Consider the following 25,615-nt stretch of genomic DNA (forward strand, 5'->3'; position numbering starts at 1 on the left):
GTCCTCATAGCGTTATTCTATTTTCATCATGCGATAGCCCACACCAATATGTGTTTGAATATATTGTGGAGACTCCTCTGTTGGCTCCAGTTTTTTTCGCAATGTTGCCATAAATACCCGCAGCGAAGCCACATCGTTATCCCAACTGCGGCCCCAGATATTTTGTGTGATAAAGGTATGGGTCAGTACCTTGCCGACATTCTTGGACAGCAGGCACAACAGCTTATACTCAATGGGTGTCAGGTGAAGTTCGTTTTCATCCAGATAAGCGCATCCACCGGCATAATCCACTTTCAACTTACCATTCACAAATACAGAACTGGCAGTAAACATCTCTGCCGTCATCAGAGAGAGTCTTCGCTGCGTCACCCGAAGTCGTGCCAGCAGTTCTTCTACCGAAAAGGGCTTTGTCAAATAATCGTCCGCTCCGGCATCCAGCGCCTTGATTTTATCGTTATCCTCGCTTCGGGCGCTGATTACAATAATCGGAACATTGGACCAAGAGCGAACCGTTTGAATGACTTGAACGCCATCCATATCCGGCAAGCCCAAATCCAGTAAGATGATTTCAGGATTGTGCGATGTGGTCTCCATAATGGCTGCCGAGCCATTAGGTGCTACCACATAACGATAATCATTTGTTTTTAAAGTGGTCGTAATGAGATTTCGTACAGACGGGTCATCCTCAACCACTAATATCAAAGGTTTATTCATGAAGTTCTACCTCCTCTGCAGGTAATGTAAATTTAAAAGCAGTGCCATTTGGCTGATTGTCTGATACGGAAATCGTGCCGCCGTGGGCGGTCACAATGGACTTACAGAGGGACAGCCCCAATCCAAGGCTTCTGCGGCTGTCGACCACTTTATTGGCCCCACTATAAAACATATCGAAAATACGGGGTTTCTGCTCATCGGGAATCCCAGGGCCGTTGTCGGAAACGGAAACCGTGACCCATTGCTCTTTTTGATCGGTGTGTATTTCAATTACTGAACCGACAGGGGTATATTTGATGGCGTTGTCAACCAAATTGATAATCACCTGAACGATCAGCTTCGCGTCAATGTGGGCAAGGATAAAGTCTTTACCGCTGGTCACACGAATGGTGTGTTCTTTACTTTTTCTGTTGATGTGCTTCAACGCTTCAGAAACGACCTCATCCATGAGTTCGATACTCCAAGTTAGATTGACCTGTCCGCCCTCAATTCGTGTGACTGCTAACAAATTTTCAACCAGATTGATTAGCCACATGGAATCGTCATAAATATCAGTAAAGGTCTGCTCCCGTAGTGCATCGTCCATTTTTTTATAATTTGCAAGCAAATTGTCTGCGCTGCCGGAAATCGCTGTCAAAGGCGTCCGAAGATCATGGGAGATTGCCCGCAGCAGGTTGGCACGAAGTTGTTCATTTTGTGCCAGGACAGCCGCTTCCTCCTTCTCCTTGGCATTTTTGATGTTTTCCAGCGCCAACGCGCACTCGCCAAGAATGGAAAGAAGCACGCTATTTTCAAAAGAGTCCAATGGAGTACCGTTCACAGCAATACCAGCTACTCCATATACATTCTGGTTAACCCGAATCGCAAGGTATAAACACTTTGCACTGGATAATGTATCTGTTGTGGCACCGGCGTGTTTATTGTTTCGGAAGGCCCAATCGGCGACTGCTTTCTCGTTCTCAGAAATTAAATCTTCCTGAATGCTATTAACAGCACGAAAAACGTTAGGGGTGGCAAGTTCTTTACCATCAGACAGGTAGACGACAATATCTTTTTTCAGCAGCTTCATGAGCTGCCCTGCCGTAGCGGTGATTACCGCATTCTCATCCTGCTCTTTTTGCAGAAGCTGGTTGGTTTCAAAAAGAATCTTTGTACGGTAAGCTGTATGGGCAGATTGTTTCGCATTTTCTTTCAGCCGGGTAGCGAGAGATCCGGAAAGCAGTGTTACTATAAACATAATGGTAAAGGTAACAATATAGTTCGGATCGTCAAAATGGAATGTCAGTCTCGGAGTGGTAAAAAAAAAATTGAAAACCAGCACACTGACAACCGAGGTCAGAATCCCGCACAGTCGGTTGGTTGTGATTACAGCGGTCACAAGTACGCCTAATATATAAACTGCGATAATATTACTCTCCGTGAACCCAAGAGCGTCAAAGCCACAGCCAATCAGTGTAGCTACCAGCAATACGACTATACTCTTCAGAACATCACGCAGGGGCATCGCATCTACCTGCGCCTTACTCTTTTTTTCCTGATAGCTGGTTCCCGTGCTGGCATCCGGTATCACATGAATATCCAGATTAGGTACGCTGGAAATCAGGCGTTCCGTCAAGGTGGGCTTGCTGAAAATATTCTTTCGTGCAATGGTACTTCGTCCAATTACGATTTTTGAGATGCCTGAAAGACGGGCAAATTCCGCAATCTGATAAGGCACGTCATCGCCATAACTTGTCTCAATCGCAGCGCCAAGTTGCTGGGCCAGACGCTTATTATCCTGCAAACGCTTTTTATCATCGTCACTCATCGCCGCTGTATTTGACGTTTCCACATAAAGAGCGGTAAATGTTCCCCGAAAGGCTCTTGCCATCCTTGCAGCAGTCCGAATGATTTTTGCGTTGGATGGCGACGAGGAAAGACATGCCAGAATGCGCTCGTCTGTATGGTAATCGCCTCGGCTCTGTACTCTGGCGCTTTCCGTCAGCAAGTTCACCCGGTCAGCGCACCGACGGAGGGCGATTTCCCGCAATGCGGTGAGATTTTCCAGCGTGAAAAAATTAACTGTTGCCCGCTGCGCCTGATCTTCCCGGTACACATTTCCACTTGCCAGTCGTTCCAGCAACTCCGCAGGCTCAATATCCACCAGTTCTACCTGATCTGCTTGATCAAAGGTGGAATCCGGAATGCGCTCCCGCACAAGAATTCCGGTGATAGAGGCTACTGTATCGTTGAGACTCTCAATATGTTGGACATTTACAGTCGTATAGACATCAATTCCAGTATTTAGCAGTTCCTGAACATCCTGATACCGCTTCGTGTGCCGACTGCTTTCGGCGTTGGTATGGGCCAACTCATCCACCAGTATGAGCTGGGGATTTCGCTTGAGCGCAGCATCAATATCAAATTCACGAAGGGTCATTCCTTCGTAAGCAACTTGTTTCACCGGAAGCTGCTCCAAGCCGTCCAGAAGTGTCATCGTCTGGGGTCGGGCATGGGGTTCTATGTATCCAGCAACCACATCGATGCCACGCTCCTTAGTCTGATGAGCCGCCTGAAGCATGGCATAGGTCTTTCCGACACCTGCGGCATAACCGAAAAAGATTTTGAGTTTTCCGCTTTTCTTAGTGGATGCATCGTTACGGATCGCACGAAGAAGCTGATCCGGATCTTGTCTTGGCAGTTCCATTTTAACCCTCCTATCTGTCACTCAAGTAAAAGCGATTTCCTTTTTCAATATTATAACACACAACGTCAAAACCTACATCTGCGACTGATCCACGGCAAATTTGTTCAGGCATCCAATGAAAAAATCGACGACAGGTGATTTTTGGGAATCCCTCCATAGTGCTATTTGTGTGATTTGATTCTGGGTAATCGGCTCAAAATTGTTTTCCAGAAAAACATCCAGTTTATTCATCAGAAAATACCCAAAAATAAATATGGCTGATGTACTTACAAGTAAAATAACATCCTGCATGGATTCACCCCCCCAATTTCTTTAATTTTTCTTAAAATCAAGTATGAAAGCACTTTTGCAAATTTCTGTTACTTCCCAACGCCAACATGGTATCTCCTGCTTTCAGCACTGTGTCTGAAGAAATAGATAACTCCAGCTTGCCGCTTTTCTTGATTCCCATAATGTTAATATTGAATTTTTTACGAATATCCAGCTCTCCAATCGAATGGTCCGCCCAATCTTTGGGAATGGGGATCTCAAACATGGCATGATTTTCATCCAGTTCTATGTAATCGAGAATGTGATCCGCACTGTAACGGATTGCTGTCCACTTTGCGAGCTGTTTTTCCGGGTAGACTACTTCATTTGCACCGTTACGCAGCAAAAATTTTTCCTGAACATCAGTTGCAGCTCTGGAAACTACAAACCTCGCTCCCAATTCACTGAGCAGAGAAGTTGTTTCCAATGAACTTTGAAAGTTGTTGCCGATGGCCACAATGCATACATCATAGTTGCGAACACCGAGAGATTCCAAGAAATCGGCATTCGTACTGTCTCCAATCTGTGCATTGGTAACAAGGGGCAGAACAGCCTCTACACGTTCCTCCGAAGTATCTACCGCCATCACTTGATGACCCAAATGATTTAAGTGCAGGGCAATATGCTTTCCAAATCGCCCCAGACCAATTAGAAGAATTGATTTCATAATGTCTCCTTTATCCTACTGTTATTTTTTCCTTTGGTAGTTTTGAAACTTTCTTTTGTGCACTGGACAAGGCCGCAAAAATTAATGTAAGGCCACCGACTCGTCCAAAAAACATCAGCAGAATCAAAACACTCCGTGAGAGCAGATTCAGTTCCGGCGTAATTCCCAGGGACAGGCCGACTGTGCCAACAGCTGAGGCAGTTTCAAAAAGGCAGGTAAGCATGGGAAGTCCTTCGGAAACGCTGATGATAAGGCCACCGGTACAACATAGCGTGATATACATAAGCGAAATTGTCGCTGCATTTTTTACGACATCATCATCAATGCGACGTCCAAAGAGGTTGGCATTTTCTCTGCGCCGAAAGGTAGAAATCGCAGTAGTAAGCAAAACAGCAATGGTTGTTGTTTTCAAACCGCCTGCGGTAGACCCGGGACTACCGCCAATCAGCATCAGCGCAATGGTGATAAATTGTCCCGCCTCACTCAAATCAGTTAAATCCACCGTATTAAAACCCGCCGTTCGTGGTGTCACAGTTTGAAAAAGAGAAGACAAAAGCCGTTCCTTTCGCGTGAGATCAGCAAATTCAAAAAAATAAAAGTACATTGCCGGAACGATCAATAAAACCGCTGTAGTACAAAGAATCACCTTACTCTGCATCCGATATTTGTGCAAATGCAATCGATTTGTCCGAATATCATCCCAAGTCAGAAAGCCAATGCCTCCAAACACAATTAAGAACATAATAGTAAAGTTTATGACTGGATTTGCTGCATAGCTGGTCAGGGAGGAAAAGGGAGTGCGCACACCCAATAGATCAAAGCCTGCGTTACAAAAAGCGGACACGGAATGAAACAGTGCCATCCAAAGTCCCTTTTTCCCGAAATCACGGCAAAACACCGGCGCCATCACGGCTGCACACAGCAGTTCCATCACCAGTGTCACCCTGACGATAAAGCCAGTCAAGCGAACGATTCCCCCTACCTTTGGCGCTGAAATCGCCTCCTGCATGGTACAGCGCTGCATCAAAGAAATCTTCCGACCGGAAATCATTGCAAAGGATGCGGCTATGGTAATAACCCCCATGCCTCCAATCTGAATCAGCAGTAAAATGACAAACTGGCCGAAGGCCGACCAGTATGTTGCCGTATCATGTATAATGAGTCCGGTTACACAAACTGCTGAGGTAGAAGTAAACAATGCATCCGAGAAAGGCGTTGCCAGTCCGCTTCGGCTGGAAAACGGCAACATTAAAAGGAAGGTGCCGAAAAGGATCACACCGGAAAACCCGAGGATGATAATTTGAAACGAAGTCAACTTCCTTTTTAACAACACTACTCCCATAACTGCAATCCTCCTTTATACCCCTTTATGTGCCCTTAATTATAAATCAAAGGGAGTAAAGAAGGTAAAAGAGAATGCGTATCTGTATTAAGACCGTCTAAAGATGCAGGACTTATTCTTTTTTATCACGAGCTTGTGCCAGAAATTCAATCAGCCGTTTCCTTGTCAGAATCCCGCATAGAGCATTCCGGCCATCAACGATGGGGACAAAATTCTGATTCAGCATTGAAGTTACAACCTGCTCGGAATCTGCATCTATTTGTAACGCAGGGAAAAAATCTCTGCGAACAATGCTGCCAAGTCGATATCCCTCCTGTACTTTCAAGTCTGTACCTCCATTTCTATCGAATCACCATGCCACTTCCTACATAGTGGCATTTTTCTTCTACCTGCATAACGTTACTTGGTTTCTTACCAGAATCCTTTTTCTTTCTTGATACTTCTGCATACACACGTTTATATTTATCTGTTCCAACATTATCGAAAAAAGTCGAAACATTATTCACTTCAAATCGTTTATCTCTCTGAAGTAAACGTACAAACCAACGTATGTCATTTTTTGTCCCTTGAAGCCTTATCTTTAACATATAGGCACCTCCTTGAATAGAAAAATAAAAGGCAGGGATATGATAAGAAGACCTTCGTACTTGACTTCGTAAATACATATGAAGATATTAAAGCGGCGTTTGATCCGTACTATACGACCACATTGCTGGCAAACTCGGTGACGCCAAATGCAATTTACGATTTGGAAGCTACTATTGATGCCTATGCATTGTTTGATCCGGCAGATATTAAGGCTGCAAATGATATTCTCTATTCACAGAAAGTGACCGGAAAACAGAAGCAAAGATTGACATTCTTCCTTCAGAAAAGCAAGAAGTTGTTGGAACATTATGAATATGAAACGCAGCGTCAGGCGGTAGCAGATATGCGTGGATTTGTACGCTACTATGAGTTCCTTCTTCAGGTTTCCAGCTTCGAGGATACTGAATTACATAAGAAGTATAACTTCATTACTTACCTGTTAGCTTATATCAATATTAAGCATCCGGGCAGTGGATTCAATCTGGATGGTAAGATTAAAGCGTCTCAGTTTGTTCAGAAAAAAGGCGAAGAACATGTTTCATCTGACCTGGTTGCAAAGCCGGTAATGAAACTGCCAACGGCGGAGCACTTTGGTTTGAGTGAGGATAAAGAAAAGAGACTGTCTGAAATAATCGATGAGATTAACAGCAAGACTGGCAAGAACTATGATAACGATGTTGTTGTAAAGGCTATGCTGCAGATCAGAGATATTCTGATGAAGTCAGATAAACTCAAAACCAGTGCTAAAAATAATACACAACAAGACTTTGAGTTCTCTTATTTTGATGATATTGATGATGCACTTATCGAAGGATTATCGCAGAATCAAGATTTCTTCTCAATGTTGTTGTCAAATGATGCAATGAAACATTGATGACTGCAAAGCCGGTAACATCGATATGATTATCACCAAGTCCATCAGCCGATTTGCCAGAAACACATTGGACTGCCTAAAATACATAAGGCAGCTCAAGGATATGAACATACCGGTTCTGTTTGAAAAGGAATCCATCAACACAATGGACGCCAAGGGTGAAGTTTTTATCACCATTATGGCTTCTCTGGCCCAGCAGGAATCGCAGTCCTTAAGTCAGAATGTCAAGCTGGGCTTACAATACCGCTACCAGCAAGGCAAAGTACAAATCAATCACAATCGTTTTCTTGGCTACACGAAGGATGCAGATGGAAATTTGGTCATTGATCCAGAACAGGCTGAAACGGTAAAACGTATTTATCGCGAATATTTAGAAGGTCTCAGTATGGACAAGATTGCTGCCGGTCTGGAGCGTGACGGTATCCTTACCGGTGCCGGAGGGAAAAGGTGGCACACAAGCACCATCAACAAAATTCTCCGTAACGAGAAGTATATCGGTGATGCCCTGCTTCAAAAGACCTACACTACCGACTTTCTTAACAAAACCAGAGTGAAAAATAACGGTCTTGTTCCTCAATACTATGTAGAAGGCGACCACGAAGCCATTATTCCGAAAGACATTTACCTGCAGGTACAGGAAGAACTTGTCCGCAGGCGAGTAGGTAAAACCAGCGCCAACGGTAAGAAACGAAACTACAGCTGCAACCACTGCTTCTCCCAAATCGTCATCTGCGGTGAATGCGGTGAAATGTTCCGAAGGCTCCACTGGAACAACCGAGGCGTTAAATCCATTGTCTGGCGCTGCATCAGCAGGCTGGAGTCCACCGGTTTAGAATGTCACGCTCGTACCATTAACGAACTGGTCCTTCAAGGCGCCGTTGTCAAAGCTATCAATCAAATACTCGGCGACAAAAGCAACTATCAGGCACAGCTCCAGCTTAACATTGCCGCAGTCATCCGAGCTTCACAGGCAACAGCCATTGACAACATTGACGAGAAGCTGATGGCTCTACAACAAGAGTTGATCCAGAAAGCCAACAGCAAAGAGGACTACGACGAAATAGCGGATAAGATCTTCAGCCTCCGAGAACTCCGTCAGAAAACAACCGTCGATACCGCCGCAAGGGACGAACAGATAAAGCGAATCAATGACCTGCAGGATTACATATCGCAACAGACCACCCTCCTTACTGAATTTGATGAAGCGCTGGTGCGACGCTGGATCAAGCTGATCACAATCTGGGATGACCATATCACCGTCGAACTGAAATCCGGTGTCAGCATTGATGTGGATGCATAACTTCATAGACGCACGAAGGCTCCTCACCACTGGATAATCTCCGGTGATGAGGAGCCTGTTTTCATTTTTTCATTGAGCCAAAAGCAATTGCTGGAATTTTGAAAGTGAATCCTCCATAAGTTACAGTCTGGTACGTTATTAATGCATCTTCAGGGAGGCTTTCTTCATACTCATGATTTCGAATAATATAAAATACTGAACATGGTGATTTACAACTGAACAGTTCCTTTAATTTCTTTAGATCAATTACCGGAACATACTTATTCTGTGTTCTAATATTGTGTCTCGCAACTACGCAGCAAAATAAATCTACGTCATCACAAGCATCCACTTCAAACACTTTCTTCATGAATGCTTTTTTATCCTTCATAGCATACGCCATAATTTGTGATGACTGTTCACATCCATGAGTAATATCATCTTCTCTTGCATAGACTTCTCTAGAAGAATCAGCAGCCATAAACCATTTTAATTCACATAGCAGCACTGCATTAGAATCAGGATCATAAATTCCTAAATCTATATCTGGCAATCGTCCTTCTAAATTTCTATGTTTTACGATCACAAGATTTGAATGTTTTTGCAATATCTCTTCAATTTCTTCCACCATTAAGTTTTCTAAATCATTAACTTCTTTAGAATGTTCAAAATCCGTCTTAGAACTAACTACAGATAATAAATTCCTTTCTGGCTGAGAACCCACAAATAATATTGGCGCTATAACCGCAATACTTCCGGGCATAACAACTATCGGCTGATACATAATGTCGACATTCTTTTTTTCAGGTTCGTACGTAATATACTCAAGTATATTTTTAACAATCTTTTTATCTACGTTCGTCATAGATTCAACATAACTTATGATGTTATCCATTGGTTGTATTATCGTATTATTTTTTAATCTAACCAAGGCATCACGTATTGTCAGACTACTAAAAAGATGTATGTAAGATAAAGTTGCTAATGCAATCCAAACTTTCCTGTATTCTTCTAATGAGAACAAGTCAAACTTCCATGAAGATGGAAGTGTTTTTGTTACCTCCCACTGTTTTGAAGCAATCTCAGAAAACGCATCGATTACTTCTCCTGTCAGTTCATAGCATAAATCTTCATCCTGTATCGAAATACGTTCTTTTAATTTTTCATAAGCTGATGATATTTTTACAGGATTCATGACTTCCATAAATCCCTCAATCCCCATTTGACTTGTTTCTCTCAAAATATCATTCCATGCAGACTCATTTCCACTTGCCGGAAAATCAAATGTAACATTATTTTCTACAACACTTGCTATTAATCGTTTTCTTGAATACGATATATAGCCACTGCATATAACCGAATACGGCAATGCATAATCATTTATAAGTGAGGCACAATTCTCATATCTACTTTCTTCAATTCTCGAATTTATAGGTTCTTCTGAAGAACTAAGAGAGCTATTATGCACCCAATTTAAGGCTTGATTTAGCGCATCCATATAATCTGTTATTTTTCGCAGAGAGAATGGATTCAATATACTCCCCATTATTGCCAAGGAACATAAATCTTCAAATGTTACAAGTAAATCATATACCATCTGTTGCTTTGTTCCAGTAAATGCTGGATGCTTTTCATGAAATACATCAATTATTTTTTCTATATCTCTAATATCACTCACCATGTACATCCCTCCTGTTATCTATCCCACTGCCAAGTCTACTCCTTAGTATCGAGTGGCTTAAACTGCGGTCGGCTCTGACAACAATCCTGGTGCCACAACCTCTGACATCTAATCCGCAGCCTAAACCTTACCGCTATTCTCCGGCTACTCAAATTTTCTCCGGTCAGACCGAAAAGTAGATATGTTTCCATACAAGAAAACCGAGCTTTCCACAAGGCTTCTCTGATGATACCAACCTTACAAAAAGCCCGGAAATACGCCACTTTCTGGCACTTGATTTTATTTTCTTGACATCAAGCAAACAGTCTCAACATGCCCCGTATTCACAAACTGATCCACTGCACATGCCTTTTTCACATAATATCCATGCTCCTGCAAGGTCACAAGATCTCTTGCGAGAGAAGTTGGTTTGCAGCTGATATAGACGATCTCGTCTACACCGTAGTTGATGATCTTAAGGAGAGCCTTTGGATTGATACCATCCCTCGGTGGATCGAGGATGATGAGATCCGGTTTTTCTTCGATGGTGTCGATGACCTTTAAGACATCGCCTGCGATGAATTCGCAGTTATCAAGTCCATTGCTCTTTGCATTTTCTCTTGCAGCTTCGACTGCTTCTTCCACGATCTCTACGCCGATAACCTTGGAGGCAACCGGGGATAACATCTGTGCGATCGTTCCGGTTCCGCTGTATAAGTCGAAGATCAGCTTGTCCTTGGTATCTCCGGCATATTCACGGGCTTTGCTGTACAGTCGTTCCGCGCTCTTTGTATTTGTCTGGAAAAATGAGAATGGCGAGATCTGGAAATGCAGTCCCAGCACCTCTTCCTCGATATAATCTCTTCCGTATAACAGCGTTACCTTCTCCGGCACAACAGCATCCGCCAGAGAATCATTTGCCGTATGGAGAATACCAATGATCGTTCCGTCAAGCGGAAGTGCCAGAAGCCCTTCTACATATGCATTCAGATCCAGATTCTCTAATCCGTCCGTGCTGGTTACAAGATTTACCAGAAGTCCGCCATTTGTCTTGGACTGGCGAAGCACCAGATGACGAAGCAGTCCTACATGCTGCATTTTCTTATGATAGGATAGTCCATGCGCCCTTGCGAATTCCATCGTATAAGAAACGATCCTGTTATAATCTTCGCTTACGATCACGCAGTTGCAGACAGGAACGATGTCGTACATGCTGTTCTTCTTATGAAGTCCTAGTACCAGCGGACCATCCTTATATTCGTCGCCAAATGAATACTCCATCTTATTCCGGTATGCAGTTGTAACTGGCGAGCCGATGATGCCCTCCCAATCATATGGATGTGTCTCTGAATCGATCACACCGTCTAACAGCTTCTTCACCTGTCCTGCCTTTAACTCCAACTGATGCTCATAGCTCATGGTCTGGTATGCACAGCCGCCGCAAATGCCAAACTGTGGACATGGTGGTACTGCATCTTCGATCTCGGAGCGTTCCAGCACATCCAACAGACGTGCCTCTGCCTTATCCTTCCGTACCTTGGATACCATACAGGACACCTTTTGTCCGGGCAGTGCTCCCTTCACGATCACCTTTTTTCCATCCAGTTCAAAGCTTCCCTTATTTGGGAAATCATAGTCTTTTATAACACCTTCTATAATCTCTCGTTTCTTCACAGCCGACCTCTTTCTTGTCTCTAATAATCTCTACTCTTCCCGGTCGCCCCACATATCTTCAAATATGCTGCGCATCCGACGTTTCGGTTTCAGTTCATTTTCTGCAAAAAATGGTGTTCCATGCTGGTCAAATTCCAGCAGCATGTATTTGCCATTCATGCCATCACGCGGATATGCCAGACTTCCCGGATTTACGATATAAGCTCCGCCATATCGTTCCAGATTCTGGACATGCGTGTGTCCATACATCACAATATCGTAACCATCATATTTGACCAACTCCTGTAAGCGGTCCGTTCCATAATGGACACTGTATCGGTATCCGTGCGTGATAAATACCTTATACCGTCCGATCATGAATTCCTCCTGCATCGGAAGATCGGAATCCCAGTCATTATTCCCGGCAACCATGTGGATCGGGCAGGTTACATTGTCATAAATATATTCTTCATCTCCGCAGACATCCCCCAGATGGATAAACATATCGATGTCACCCACTGTATCTAAGACATCCCGAATCGTATTGGTTCTTCCATGTGTATCACTAATTATCAGTATTCTCATTTATAACTTCCTTTATCAAACGAAGTGCGTTTCCTCTATGGCTGATCGTATTCTTTTCTTCCGGTGACAGCTCTGCTGTGGACTTGCCATACTCCGGCAGGAAGAAGATAGGATCATATCCAAATCCATTCTCGCCGCGTTCTTCATATCCAATGATTCCTTCGATCGTGCCACGTCTGGTAATGGTCTTTCCATCCGGAAATGCAGCCGCGATCGCACATACGAATCTTGCTGTACGCTTCTCATCCGGTACACCAGCAAGCTTGTCAATGATTGCTTTATTCTTGATCCGGTATGAAGTATCTTCACCCATAAATCTTGCAGAGTAGATTCCCGGTGCTTTATCGAGATAGTCTACCTCCAGACCGGAATCATCTGCCAGCACCAGACAGTTTGTCATCTTACGGATCGCCTCTGCCTTGATGATGGCATTTTCTTCAAATGTCTTTCCATCCTCTACGATATCAGCCTTGATTCCGGCTTCCTTCATCGACAGGATCTCATATCCACAATCCGCAAGGATCATGCGGATTTCTTTCATCTTATTCTCATTACCCGTAGCAAAAATCAATTTCTTCATCTTGTCTTCTCCTTTTCTATTCAATCCCCACATCCGTGAAGGCTTTCAAACAGACATTACAGTCATTCTCCTGCTCCGCACTCGACCACTTCGTGCCATACAGGCTGATATAGCCTTCGCCATCCGTGATATCGAAGTTTGCCGTTTTCTCATCATTATTATATTCGATTGCGATCGGCATCGTGGAATCCTGTGTGTTCGCATGCACAACCACCGCAAATTTCCGATCATCCGGAAGCGGTACTGCCTCTTTTAGATTGATCGTATAATAACCCTCGTACTGCATTTCACCGGATGCCACCTTTGTCCGCTGTTGCAAGTCGGATACATCGGTAAAATCCGTCACAACATACACATCATATGTCGTTTTCGGGCCTGTCGCATAAAAAGAAACTGCCTTTAATGTCTCGTTCTTCCCAGCCGTATAGACATTTGCAAAATAGGCCTCCGGCCTGTCGTCAAATCCCATCGTTCCGACCTCGCCCATCAGATCTGACTGATAGATCTTGTCGTAGTTGTCACTATTTCCAAGCTTCGTATATACTACGCTGTTCATACCGATATTGGTATCATAATAAGAGATATAAAAGAATCCCTCGTCACCAAAATCCTGCCCCCAGCTATTCTTGCAGATAAATGCGCCGTCTCCCGCCGGTTCTGTATTAAAATATTCCTTCGGATAGTTGTCATCCCAGCCAACGATCACCACGTCATGATTCGGCGTCTGATCTCCATCATAATAATAGGAACTGCGGTTTCTGTTATAGTAATAAGAACTACTCGTTGCATTCTTCATATCACAGTAAATAACCGTTTCCACACCGCCATATTTGTATACGGATGATTTGATCGCCTCGTAATTCTTGTCCTTCAGGATGATGGCTTCTTCCAGATGCTTTACCGCCGACAATCCATTTACCGTCTGGTTATCACCATACGGATCATCTTCCTCAAGCACCGGTCCCTGCCATGCCGCAAGATAGGCTATACTCATATAATATTCGCCACCGTCAAATGGGCTGACATTAAAGCTGTTATTCATTGCCATATGATCAACAGAAAATACCAAATTTTCAGCCGGACGAATCGTACTTTCCAGTGCCGCAAGTGATGCAAATGCCCAGCAGGTTCCATAGATACCCTGATCTCTTACAAGAGATACACGATCATGTTCTCTCATATCATATGCTGCCGGAAGCTTTTCTTCCTCGGCAATCTTTTTTAACACCGCAGCATTTGTCTCCAGATTGATATTACAGCTGTAGTTTAATGCCTCGCAGATCTCATTCACCGGCACATAGATGATATCATCCTTTTTCTCCGGCTTGTCGATTGCCTGTATTGCATTTCCATTGATATTTACCACATCCGAATCACCATAAACTTTAACAAGGCTGTCACCTTTTGCCAGTGTGATCGTTCCGTTTTCATATACATTTACCAGACAATCCAGTTTATCGGTAAATGCTGCGATTGGGATCATCAACTGTAACCGATCACTGAAATATGCCTGATATTCCGCCTCTGTGATCTTATTGTCATTGATATATAACGTAACACCCTTTTCATTTGCACTTGTTACGATCTCTTTCATCATTGCCTCGGCCGCAGCCTCCGAACCGTCGGTCTTTTCCACGCTCACATCCGGATGCCGGAAGAAGCCCAGATAGAGCAATACACTCAAGATTGCAACTGCTACCGCTATCAAAAACTTTTTCAATTTGGTCTCACTTTCTCTTTGGCGGCTTCGGTCCCATGAACTGATAGAAATATGATTTGATCATACCATTGTAGATCTTACGGTTCTTATCCGCCTTTCTTCCTATATATTTCTCCGCCTCACTGTATGACGTGATCAGGAACATCGACCAGTCATCCAGCCGTCTGAAACTTTCCCCGATCGTCTTATATAATTCCGGAAGGTCCTCCCGATCCTCGAGACGTTCACCATATGGCGGATTTGTAATGATAAAGCCATATTTTTTCGGATGCCTGAGATCCTTTACATCTCTCTGTTGGAAATGGATATGTTCATCCACTCCCGCTGCTCTGGCATTCTCCATCGCACACTTCACCATTTCATTATCCAGATCGTAGCCCTGAATATTCATCTTCACATCATGGTCGATCATGTCATTTGCTTCATCGATCGCATTGTACCACATCTTCTTATCTCCGACCTTCGCCCACTCGGAAGCCAGGAAATCCCTGTCGATGCCCGGTGCGATCCTTGCTCCGATCATAGCAGCCTCGATTGGAAATGTTCCGCTTCCACAGAATGGGTCGACCAGTACACGATCCTTGTTCCACGGTGTCAGCATGATCAGTGCCGATGCCAGGGTTTCTGATATCGGGGCCTTACCAACCAGCTTTCTGTAGCCACGTTTATGAAGAGATACTCCTGATGTATCTAACCCTATTGTAACAATATCCTTAAATATAAATACACGAACCGGATATTCTGCTCCATCTTCCGTGAACCATGATACATGGTAGGTCTGTTTCAAACGTTCTACCATAGCTTTCTTCACGATGGACTGGATATCAGATGGGCTGAACAGTGCGCTCTTATTTGATGTAGCCTTGGATACCCAGAATTTTGCATCACGGGTCAGATACCGCTCCCATGGAATACTCTTGGTTCCTTCAAATAATTCATCAAATGTTACAGCCTTAAAGCTTCCGCACTTGATCATGATACGTTCAGCTGTACGAATAAACATATTTGCTCTTGCAACCGCATCCTCTTCTCCTGCAAATGTAATTCTTCCGTCTTCTACCTGAACGATCTCATATCCAAGATCCAGGATTTCTTTTTTCAATACTGACTCCAATCCAAAATGACATGGAGCGATCAATTCGATTCTGCTCATATACTTCCTTTCAATCACAAGTGCCAGATTCAGACATTTCTGTCCAAATCCAGCACTCCTTTTCTCTTATATCTTTGTTTCTGATTTTATTTTCTGCGTTTATTTATAACAACGATTCCGGCAAGCCCCAGTGAAATGATCATACCTGCAACTGCTGTCTTCATAGCAAAATCATCTCCTGTCTTTACTCCGGTGTTCTTCTGGTCATCCGGCTTATCGGCATCTGTTTTCTCTGTTGTTTGGTCCTCCGTTGATACAACTTCTTCGGATTCTGTTGTCACATCTTCCGTTTCATCCTGAGTATCATCCGTTGACTCTGTCGTTACATCTTCCGTTGTATCATCGGTACGATCTTCTGTCGTAGTTGTAGCTTCCGTTGTATCCTCTGTCGTTGCATCTGTAGAAGCTTCCGTTGTCACGTCTTCTGTTGTTCCACCATCCGGAACAGACATTTTAACCGTTACTTTTGTTGCTCCCGATGCATAATAATTTGCTGTTTCCTTATATCTGACGTAATAATCACCGGCAGAAATGCCTGTGATCGTATTTGCTGTGATCGGCTTCCATACATTCTGGTCAACGGAATATTCCATGGATACATCAACATTTTTAATGGAACCGTCCTTTTTCCCTTTTGCACTTTCATTTTCTGTCGTAAGACCGGTTGGTGCTGTCTGTGGTGCTTTATCGATCGTATAATTCTTTACGGTTTCTCCGTGATAAGTCTTACCCTTTGCTGTTATTTTTACGCTTGCTGTTCCTGCATTGATATTATCTGTAAATGTACAGGTATAATCCGTTCCTTCTGTCAGATCTCTTCCATCGTATGTGACAGTCACTGTTGGCTCTTTTGCTTTTCCATCATATACATAAGAAGTCGGGGCAATGGATACAGAAACTGTCGCATCTGTCAGCCGGCGGTAACGAAGCTCTACGCTTCTCGCCTTTGTGCCTGTTTCATCTAATATCGTATTATAGGAATTCGGCTGTCCATCCAATGTGTATCCGGCCGGAAGAAATTCCTCAATACCGCCCACAGCTTCATCTAATGAAAGCAACCCATAATTGCTTAGTCCGCTTGGCGAATTTGTAATCTTATAAACAGATGTCTGATCCATCTGCAGCTTTTCAAGCCACCATTCTGTAAATGCTGCACCATCATGTTGCTGTTCTATATTGCTGTTTACCAGTTTAATGCCACCCTTTGCATACCATCCAAGCTGCGTAAGATCTGCTCTCACATTTTCAAATGTTAATGTATGTTCATTCCCTGTCGCTGCATTCCTGATATAGCCACTATATTCTCCATTTTCTATCACAAGCGAGCCCATGATATCGAAATGAACAGCCTTTAACTCCTTCTTATTCAGATCAATCGTAAGATTCTTATTCCCAGCATCAATATATGTTGATGTACTCTCACAATTATATAGAAGCTTCAGTATATCACCGTTTCCGGCAGCCGCCGCTGCATCTTCTAGTTTAGAATAAGTGCCCTTTGCTGTTCCACTTGCATCCTCTACCTCGATGCATTCTACCGGATCATTACAATCCACACAGGCTCCATCCTTCACCTGTGAATGTTCACATGCCGCCTGTGTCTCTGCCAGTCCATTTGCCCCTGCAAATGCTGCTACTGCAAAAAAAACTGCCGCAATGATCGTTCCTAAAATTCTTTTTCTCATTTACCCTATATCCTTTCTTTTCTAAAAAAATAAGTACCTCCGGAATATCCTGGGATACCCGCCAATTACCCTGTCCATATTATACATACTTCCCCCTGCCACCACAAGTAAATTAAACAAAAAAATCCCGGTCATGCACTTCCTTAACAGGTTCTGTCATGTCCGGGATCGATCTATTCTGTTATTCTCATTTTCAAACCACATTTTCTTCTCTTTCATAATGGCTAGTTACACCCTCTGTCAGCGGTTTTTCGTCAATGCTCCTTTATACTGTACGATTCCCCCAACGGTATTGATCACCTTATATCCTGCCTGCGACAGCAGTCTCGCTGCCAGTGCACTGCCGCCTCCATACTGACAATATGTGAGCAGCACTTTATTTTTAGGAAGATTATAATTACCATACTGTATATCCGACAATGGTACATTGACTGCCATCGGTATGTGTCCTCTCAGAAATTCTTCTTCTGTACGAACGTCCACGATCACCCCGCCATATCGGACTGCTTCCTGCATGATATCGCGGACCGGTATGTTGTGAAATCTCATCATTTCACCCCCTGGCAAATGTTCCTGCTATATGGATTCCTATATATTCATCATATGTCTCTTCCATCAAAACGTGCGGCATATTCAGCGTTTCTGCCACAATTCCTGTCTTATTTCCGTCCTTGTCCGTTGTACCCTGTCATGCCATAATCCGTACCAATGCCATTCGACGTATAACTCTGTGAATAATTCTGTGATCCGGGATTCTCCTGCTGCCGATATGGATTCACTCCAGTTTGCGGATATGGATTCACTCCAGTTTGCGGATATTGATTCATCCCTTGCGCATAGCCATTACCCGGATACTGGTTCATCTCCTGCGCATAGCCATTACCCGGATACTGATTCATCCCCTGTGTATAACCACCATTGTATGGGTTGTAATTTGTATTCTGCATATATCCTCCGGCCTGACCATATGCATCACCACCCGGATAGCCCGGATAACCCGCCCGGTAATCCGGTTGATCTGGATAATAATATCCTCTGCCCGGTCTGCGAAAATCCATCCGGTACATCCCATAATCTGCAGTCTCCGGTCTGCCGTCAATTCTGCGGTCATGCGCTGAACAGTAAAAGATCAGAAAAATTGAAAGTACATACATCACTCCAAGGATCAGGAATACCCATGCCTCCGAAATATATCCATACGATGCCGCCATCACAAGATAGTCATATAAGCCATGAATAAATACCGGCACGATATATGCCCATGCCATAAATCCGATCATACCCGCACGGTCACCTGCATATGCCGCTTCTCTGCCCTTCGCATAAAGTGCACCCATGATAACACCTACCGTACAATGAAGTGGAATAGCGGTAAATGCCCGGAGGATGCCCGTTCCGATTCCGCCTGAAGCAACATATAAGATATTTTCCAATATAGCAAAGCCAAGCGATGCACAGACCATATAAATAACTCCATCATAGCTGTGCTGAAATTCTCTGTTTTTCCATGTAGTGCAGACCGTTACCAGATATTTTCCAAGCTCCTCCACAATTCCGATCACCAGAAAGCAGAGCACCAGCAGCATCGTCTGATGATCCGTATCTGTCTGTGCAACGATTAACTGCCCGATAAATTCTGCGATCGCTGCCGGAATGATCGTACCTGCACCAAGTGCCAGAAGCAATACCATTAATTTGACCGGCGGCTTCTCTTTCCGGTCTCTCATATATATAAAACCCAGCAGGATCAATGCCGGTAAGACTGCTATTATGATCAGTATTCGACTCATATGCCCTCCCATTATCCTGATCCGATGTCTGTAATCACAACCATCGAATCTTTTCAACATAATATGACTTGTTTAAAATTATACCACCCGGCAGTGAAAAACTCTACTTACAGGTCTTATTTTACATATAAAATATGGGAGGCGTATTGCTTACGTCTCCCATACCATTTATTCATATTTTTTTGAGGAAAATATATGACAATAATTATTTTACATTGAATGCTTTCATACCCGGATATACGGCTGAAGCACCAAGCTCTTCTTCAATTCTTAAGAGCTGGTTGTACTTAGCTACACGCTCGGATCTGGATGGTGCGCCGGTCTTGATCTGGCAGGTATTTAAAGCAACTGCAAGATCTGCGATCGTTGTATCTGCCGTCTCACCGGATCTGTGCGATGAGATAGCTGTGTATCCGGCCTTGTGAGCCATCTTGATTGCTTCCAATGTCTCTGATACAGAACCGATCTGGTTTAACTTGATCAGGATACTGTTACCACAGCCAAGCTCGATACCCTTTGCAAGTCTCTCTGTATTTGTAACGAAAAGGTCATCACCAACTAACTGTACCTTGTCGCCAAGCTCTGCTGTAAGCTTCTTCCAGCCTTCCCAGTCTTCTTCGTCCAGACCATCTTCGATGGAGATGATCGGGTACTTCTCAACCAGTCTCTTCCAGTGAGCGATCAACTCCTCTGATGTATATACTGTACCGGCCTTTGGCAGCTTGTACTCGCCAACCGTGCCTGTCTTCCACTCGGATGAAGCTGCATCCATAGCGATCTTGAAGTCCTTACCCGGTTCATATCCGGCTTTCTTAACTGCTTCGAGAATTGTCTCGATTGCTTCTTCATCAGATGCAAGTGCAGGTGCAAATCCACCCTCATCACCAACTGATGTAGCAAGTCCTCTTTCCTTTAAGATTGCCTGAAGTGCATGGAATACTTCTGCACACCATCTGAGACACTCTTTGAATGAAGGAGCGCCAACCGGCATGATCATAAATTCCTGAACATCCAGACCGGATGATAATGCATGGCATCCACCATTGATAATATTCATCATAGGAACCGGAAGTCTGTTTCCGCTTACACCGCCTAAGAAACGATATAAAGGTACATCCAGTGAAATAGCTGCTGCTCTTGCTGCTGCAATTGATACAGCAAGGATTGCATTTGCACCAAGATTTGACTTGTCCTTTGTTCCGTCTGCCTTGATCATTGCCTGGTCAACAGCATATGTATCTGATGCATCCATTCCAACTAACATATCATTGATCGTTGTATTGATATTCTCTACTGCCTTTTGGACGCCCTTGCCGCCAAAACGGTTCTTGTCGCCATCACGAAGCTCCAATGCTTCAAACTCACCTGTTGATGCACCACTTGGAGCTGCGCCACGTCCAACTGTACCATCTGCAAGAATAACTTCTGCTTCTACTGTAGGATTTCCTCTGGAGTCGATAATTTCTCTTCCGATTACTTTTTCGATTTCTAAATAATTCATCATGCTTTGATCCTTCTTTCTGGTGACAGCTTCTGTCCCGGATCCGTCATTGCATCCGGGTGCATACCCTGTTTTCAGCAGTCAGGGATGCATATAGAATGGAGTCACACGATTTATTCACAAGATTTTTGGTTAGTTTCTGCTAACTATTTATAAAAATACCATGCAGAAGCCTTTTCCGTCAACAAAAAACGGTCGAATTTATTGAGAATTTCTATCACATTTTTCGCTTGATTTTTACAGGATCAGACCGTATAATGCACCCATGAGTTAGATATGTCTAACCAGTAGATTGAATGATTTACAGAGTTATGGTGCATACTAAAATTTGATATGCAACGCTGCTTTGATGCGAGCGTACCAGCACTGCATATAGCTTTAGGATTTTTGAATATTGCAGAATATTTGTCGGAATCGATGCAAAAAGGAGATTGTGATTATGTTTGAAGAATATCTGATCACGCATTGTTCGCCTACCTTGGCTTCCTTAAAACCAGCCAGCCTGTTTCTTTATCGTTTTTCTTCCGAAGAAGAATTATACGAAAGTGTGGCTGTCTGGGATGCACAATTTCAGAAAAAAGGGATCCGGATCACGATCCTCCGGGAAAATGCTGAAACTGCCCTGATCTATGTCTACAGACCAGATGCTATGGGGCGCGAATTATCAAGGCCGGAGATCCTCTCTTTTCTTGTAAGCACAGGATATCAGGCAGGAACGATCGACCAAATGCTTGAACAGCTTCGTACACGTCTTCATGGTTCGGAAGAATTTCCGCATGAGATCGGTGTCTTCCTTGGCTACCCGTTAAATGATGTTCTCGGATTTATCAAATACCACGGGAGCAACTGCAAGGGCATGGGCGACTGGAAGGTATACGGAGATCTGGGTGAGGCCCAGAAAACATTTGCCAAATTTAAAAAATGCCGTGAGATCTATGCAAATCTCTGGCATCAGGGACGAACCATCTGGCAGTTGACGGTTGCTGCATAAATATTTATGAAAACAGCATCAGCATAACGAAATAAGTATTTATGCACATGGCGTCCACATAACAAAATGAATATAGGAGATTTCTGCATATATTTCCAATGCAGAGATCTCTAAATATAAAATACATGAATTATAAGGAGGAACCTACTATGAGTAAGGTTGCAGTTGTATATTGGAGTGGCACAGGTAATACAGCATTAATGGCACAGGCTGTTGCAGAAGGTGCCAAAGCAAAAGGTGCAGAATGTGATCTTTTAACATCCGCAGAATTTACTGCAGATATGGTAGATAACTATGATGCGATCGCATTTGGCTGCCCTGCTATGGGTGCTGAAGTCTTAGAAGAAAGCGAGTTTGAGCCAATGTTCGCTGAATGTGAACCGGCATTAAACGGTAAGAAGATCGCCATCTTCGGTTCATATGGCTGGGGAAGCGGCGAATGGATGGATACATGGGAAGCTCAGTGCCAGGCTGACGGTGCTGTATTTGCAGCAGCTCCACTGATCTGCCATGAAACACCGGATGAAGCAGGTCTTGCTGATTGTACTGCACTTGGCGAAGCACTTGTTTAATAAATAATAATACACATCTCTAAACACAACCAAAACACAGGAATCTGCCATGTGGCAGTCCTTCCAGCTACGAGGATTCTTTTCTGGATTCTCTGACAAATGTGACAACAGTCAGCTTTCTTCACACAAATGTTTATACTGACCGTTGGTCACAAAAATGCTCTGGCAACCCACACCTCTGCCAGAGCATTTTATTATTTTACATATTTTATATTTATTTCTGACTCTTTTTTAATGTTGCAAGGACTTTTCCCTTCTCATTTATGATCTTTACAGTTCCATTTTCATATGATGCATCCTTATTACTTTCTGCGATCATAATATATCCCGGACACGCAGCCAACACACGCAGCTTCTTTTGGGATGACTGATAAATCTTTTTATTTCGTTTTCCTGTACTTTTTCCATAATAAGAATCTGCATATTTATAAATGGAATTTGAGCTTTTTCCATTTTTAATCAAGGTCCCATACTGATATCCTCTCACAGTCAGGCTCTCGTTATACTGCATATCATCAAAGGCTCTGACAAATGCAGCGTTCACCTTGTCATTTCCGGGCTTATATTTCTTTTTATGTTTAAATTTTGAATCAACTGAGTACGACTCAGTTAAATACGGAAATACGCTGTAATAATAATTGCCTTTATAATAGAACACCATTCCATTTGCATTATCCTTTACTCTCATATGGCACTTCTTATCTGTTCCGTCCAGCTTCATGGAACATAAACCGGAATGTCCATAATAAAGACGATTGTTCCGGATAAAGCCTAAATTTCCATCTTTACATAACCGCTTTTGTTTGGAACTTCCGGTTGTTTTTATTTTGTAAATGCCCCAGTCAGCTTTTTTATTCACATTGTAATACAGATAACCCTTGTTTACCAAAAAACTGCCTATACCTTCACCCTTTACCACATAGCGGGCAGTATGCTTTTTTAGATTATAAGCAAGTATTCCTTTCGATGATTTAAAATAAATAAAATCACCTGAATGATACATTCCCCTTGCAGCAACGTGTCTGACACCTGATGCCGCTCCTGTCAGCTCTGCATTTTCTCCTGTTTCCTGTGCTGATTCAGCATCCGTCGCCGCCAGACTCACACTGGAGCCTGTCACATATAACATTCCACACAACAGGATCGCAGTAATTGCTAACAATGTTTTTTTGAATAGATTTTTCATTCGCCTTCCTCCTTTTATTTTCCTTACATATGCAAGTGTTATGAATATTAATATTATATCACTATATATAAATAAAAGCATCCACCCATCATGAATTTCTATCATCCATGCTCTGGCAGATGCTTTTTGCTATTTTTTCATTCTATTCTCGTAATACTTTCTTTGCGCAGGTCTTGTTCCTATATCGCTCCATGCTCCCGCAGCAGTTTCTCGACATCGGTTCCTTCTACCGCCTTTAAAAGCTCTTTCATCGCGATCTTTTCTTTCAGACCAAGCTTCATATCTGTAATCTTTCTTCCATCCCGGATCGCTACTGTCGCATTTAACAGGTCGCGGACATCATAGACACTGCCCCAGACCTCCGGCACACCACGATCGATATTCAACAAAGTATATACTGCTTCCATACCTGTCCGGATCGAATACTCGGTTGTAAATATCGTATCTCTTGCTGTCTCGGCAAACTGTCCAAGGAATGCAAAATTGACCGCTCCCTCCGGTACGACATCCGGACGGTCGCCCTTCTCACGCGGCATGAAAAATGCTGTGATATATGGCATCATAACCGGCACCGTATTTGCGCTGTGTTCGGCAAGCTCCGGTATTTCCTCCTCCGGTACCCCGATATGATAGAGCCATTCCTCGCAGATCTCCTTACCGGTGCATTCCCGCATGGTCTTCTTTACATAATCACCCGGTTTATTCGAGAATAAGCCATATACCCATACAAGCACCTGTCCCTTTGGCTGATTACGGAACTGCGGCTGACGGTTGATCGTCCAGGAAAGCAGCCATTCGGAATCTCTCGCAGTCACAATACCACCTGTAACTACCTTGCCTGAGAGCGGATCTCTCTTACAGATCTTCTTAATATACGGGAGAATCTTTTCATCTAATGTCGTCACCGTTGCGCTCATCCAGTTTGACTGCTCCGGATCGTAGCAGAATTTGTCCGGATGTCCAAAGGATGGATCCTGTGCTGCGATCTTCCTCCACATATCCCATCCGCCACCCTCACGGATCTCGGTCTTGAATTCAGCCGGTTTGTTCTGACTTCCGTATGAAGAATTCTCCACGCAGCCGCCATTTGTGATAAATACCAGATCATTCTCGGTCAGATCGATCGCATCTGCTTCACCGTCACGGATAATATCAATCTTCTTTGCCAGCTTTCTTCCTGCTTCGATCTCGAATTCCACATTTATAACCTTGGTATTATAATGGAACACCACACCGAATGATTCCAGATATTTTACCATCGGAAGAATCATGGACTCATACTGGTTATATTTGGTAAAACGAAGTGCCGTGAAATCCGGCAGTCCTCCGACATGATGGATAAAACGCTTAATATAGAGCTTCATCTCAAGTGCAGAATGCCAGTTCTCAAATGCAAACATCGTCCGCCAGTACATCCAGAAATTAGAATTAAGCACTTCTTCATCAAAATACTCATCGATCCGTTTATTATATAATTCTTCATCCGGGGTAAAGAACAGCTTCATGATCTCCATTGCACCCTTATCGGACAATCCGAACTTCTTATCGGTATGTGCATCCTGCCCCCGATTCTCAGTTGCCCGACACAAAGAATAGTTTGGATCTGCCTTATTCAGCCAGTAATACTCATCCAGTACACTGACACCCTCTGTCTCGATGGACGGAATCGAACGGAACAGATCCCACATACACTCAAAATGGTTATCCATCTCACGTCCGCCACGCATAACATAGCCGATATCGCTGTACTGATAACCATCACATGCACCGCCCGGAATCGGGTCTTTCTCCAGAATGTGCACATGCGAGCCTTTCATCTGTCCATCTCTTACCAGAAAACAGGCTGCCGCCAATGCACCAAGTCCCGAACCTATAATATATGCCGATTTCTGATCCACACCCGCCGGCTTCTTCGGTCTGGCAAACGCTTCATAATTTCCACTTGCGTAATACATACGAATTACCTCCAATCTATACAGCCTGCCCGCAAACAGACCGGTTATCTCAAAAACTGTCTTTATTATAAGATTCCCCGTTTTTGCCCTCAATAAACAAAAAAAGTACCGTGATAAAAATATAT

The 25,615-nt window shown here is 43.5% G+C and carries 22 protein-coding genes; 4 read left to right on the top strand and 18 right to left on the bottom strand.

The features are described from left to right. Positions 1-12: 12 nt before the first annotated feature. The 6 genes from WKT03_RS11520 to WKT03_RS11545 form a co-directional block, all read right to left on the bottom strand. Positions 13-714, bottom strand: a complete 702-nt coding sequence (locus tag WKT03_RS11520; RefSeq protein WP_117822252.1) for a response regulator — start codon at positions 712-714, stop codon at positions 13-15. After that, a complete protein-coding gene (locus WKT03_RS11525) occupies positions 707-3,400 on the bottom strand; it encodes a sensor histidine kinase (RefSeq protein WP_173784060.1) in 2,694 nt (897 codons plus the stop codon). Before WKT03_RS11525 ends, WKT03_RS11520 begins: the two co-directional genes overlap by 8 nt. A gap of 328 nt (positions 3,401-3,728) precedes the next feature. Continuing rightward, positions 3,729-4,376, bottom strand: a complete 648-nt coding sequence (locus tag WKT03_RS11530; RefSeq protein WP_117785753.1) for a potassium channel family protein — start codon at positions 4,374-4,376, stop codon at positions 3,729-3,731. Between the two features lie 10 nt (positions 4,377-4,386). After that, positions 4,387-5,718 carry a TrkH family potassium uptake protein gene (locus tag WKT03_RS11535; protein ID WP_173784061.1) on the bottom strand — a complete coding sequence of 444 codons (1,332 nt, stop codon included), beginning with the start codon at positions 5,716-5,718 and terminating at the stop codon, positions 4,387-4,389. Positions 5,719-5,830: 112 nt separating this feature from the next. Further along, the gene (locus WKT03_RS11540) at positions 5,831-6,043 is read right to left on the bottom strand and encodes a CBS domain-containing protein (protein WP_173784062.1); all 213 of its coding nucleotides are present in this window, start codon (positions 6,041-6,043) and stop codon (positions 5,831-5,833) included. Positions 6,044-6,059: 16 nt separating this feature from the next. Next, a complete protein-coding gene (locus tag WKT03_RS11545; protein WP_044998373.1) occupies positions 6,060-6,305 on the bottom strand; it encodes a hypothetical protein in 246 nt (81 codons plus the stop codon). A 137-nt stretch (positions 6,306-6,442) separates the two neighbouring features. Here WKT03_RS11545 and WKT03_RS11550 point away from each other — a divergent pair, with 137 nt between their 5' ends. Then, positions 6,443-7,180 (top strand): hypothetical protein, encoded by a 738-nt coding sequence (locus WKT03_RS11550; RefSeq protein ID WP_226801108.1) that lies wholly within the window; start codon positions 6,443-6,445, stop codon positions 7,178-7,180. A gap of 25 nt (positions 7,181-7,205) precedes the next feature. Beyond that, on the top strand, positions 7,206-8,480 hold the full coding sequence (locus WKT03_RS11555) for a recombinase family protein (protein ID WP_173784063.1): 1,275 nt from the start codon (positions 7,206-7,208) through the stop codon (positions 8,478-8,480). 61 nt (positions 8,481-8,541) lie between these two features. On the opposite strand, the gene WKT03_RS11560 is transcribed toward WKT03_RS11555, so the two are convergent. The 10 genes from WKT03_RS11560 to eno form a co-directional block, all read right to left on the bottom strand. Continuing rightward, on the bottom strand, positions 8,542-10,140 hold the full coding sequence (locus WKT03_RS11560; RefSeq protein ID WP_173784064.1) for a hypothetical protein: 1,599 nt from the start codon (positions 10,138-10,140) through the stop codon (positions 8,542-8,544). 279 nt (positions 10,141-10,419) lie between these two features. Beyond that, positions 10,420-11,793 (bottom strand): 23S rRNA (uracil(1939)-C(5))-methyltransferase RlmD, encoded by a 1,374-nt coding sequence (rlmD, locus tag WKT03_RS11565; RefSeq protein ID WP_173784065.1) that lies wholly within the window; start codon positions 11,791-11,793, stop codon positions 10,420-10,422. Between the two features lie 30 nt (positions 11,794-11,823). Continuing rightward, on the bottom strand, positions 11,824-12,357 hold the full coding sequence (locus WKT03_RS11570; RefSeq protein ID WP_340392168.1) for a metallophosphoesterase family protein: 534 nt from the start codon (positions 12,355-12,357) through the stop codon (positions 11,824-11,826). After that, positions 12,338-12,937, bottom strand: coding sequence for an XTP/dITP diphosphatase (locus tag WKT03_RS11575; RefSeq protein ID WP_173784066.1), 600 nt, complete (start codon positions 12,935-12,937; stop codon positions 12,338-12,340). Before WKT03_RS11575 ends, WKT03_RS11570 begins: the two co-directional genes overlap by 20 nt. A gap of 16 nt (positions 12,938-12,953) precedes the next feature. Continuing rightward, positions 12,954-14,657, bottom strand: a complete 1,704-nt coding sequence (locus WKT03_RS11580; protein WP_340392171.1) for a lectin like domain-containing protein — start codon at positions 14,655-14,657, stop codon at positions 12,954-12,956. A 7-nt stretch (positions 14,658-14,664) separates the two neighbouring features. Next, on the bottom strand, positions 14,665-15,810 hold the full coding sequence (locus WKT03_RS11585) for a THUMP domain-containing class I SAM-dependent RNA methyltransferase (protein WP_118615342.1): 1,146 nt from the start codon (positions 15,808-15,810) through the stop codon (positions 14,665-14,667). 86 nt (positions 15,811-15,896) lie between these two features. After that, positions 15,897-17,495, bottom strand: coding sequence for a hypothetical protein (locus WKT03_RS11590; protein WP_340392174.1), 1,599 nt, complete (start codon positions 17,493-17,495; stop codon positions 15,897-15,899). A 240-nt stretch (positions 17,496-17,735) separates the two neighbouring features. Further along, positions 17,736-18,044, bottom strand: coding sequence for a rhodanese-like domain-containing protein (locus tag WKT03_RS11595; RefSeq protein WP_021943660.1), 309 nt, complete (start codon positions 18,042-18,044; stop codon positions 17,736-17,738). A gap of 110 nt (positions 18,045-18,154) precedes the next feature. After that, positions 18,155-19,285: a PrsW family glutamic-type intramembrane protease gene (locus tag WKT03_RS11600; RefSeq protein ID WP_340392175.1), complete on the bottom strand. Its 1,131-nt coding sequence runs from the start codon at positions 19,283-19,285 to the stop codon at positions 18,155-18,157. 205 nt (positions 19,286-19,490) lie between these two features. Further along, positions 19,491-20,786 (bottom strand): phosphopyruvate hydratase, encoded by a 1,296-nt coding sequence (gene eno, locus WKT03_RS11605; RefSeq protein ID WP_117808345.1) that lies wholly within the window; start codon positions 20,784-20,786, stop codon positions 19,491-19,493. Between the two features lie 439 nt (positions 20,787-21,225). On the opposite strand from eno, the gene WKT03_RS11610 reads away from it, so the two are divergent. Continuing rightward, positions 21,226-21,777, top strand: coding sequence for a DUF3793 family protein (locus tag WKT03_RS11610; RefSeq protein WP_340392177.1), 552 nt, complete (start codon positions 21,226-21,228; stop codon positions 21,775-21,777). A 149-nt stretch (positions 21,778-21,926) separates the two neighbouring features. Further along, a complete protein-coding gene (locus WKT03_RS11615; RefSeq protein WP_021943657.1) occupies positions 21,927-22,349 on the top strand; it encodes a flavodoxin in 423 nt (140 codons plus the stop codon). A 214-nt stretch (positions 22,350-22,563) separates the two neighbouring features. Here the strand turns inward: WKT03_RS11615 and WKT03_RS11620 are convergent, their stop codons facing one another. Both WKT03_RS11620 and WKT03_RS11625 read right to left on the bottom strand, forming a co-directional pair. Then, positions 22,564-23,535: a hypothetical protein gene (locus tag WKT03_RS11620; RefSeq protein ID WP_340392180.1), complete on the bottom strand. Its 972-nt coding sequence runs from the start codon at positions 23,533-23,535 to the stop codon at positions 22,564-22,566. Between the two features lie 179 nt (positions 23,536-23,714). Then, positions 23,715-25,490: an oleate hydratase gene (locus WKT03_RS11625; RefSeq protein WP_118615352.1), complete on the bottom strand. Its 1,776-nt coding sequence runs from the start codon at positions 25,488-25,490 to the stop codon at positions 23,715-23,717. Positions 25,491-25,615: the final 125 nt, after the last annotated feature.

Source organism: Coprococcus sp. HCN-4056 (genome assembly GCF_037892645.1).
Taxonomy (GTDB): domain Bacteria; phylum Bacillota; class Clostridia; order Lachnospirales; family Lachnospiraceae; genus Coprococcus; species Coprococcus ammoniilyticus.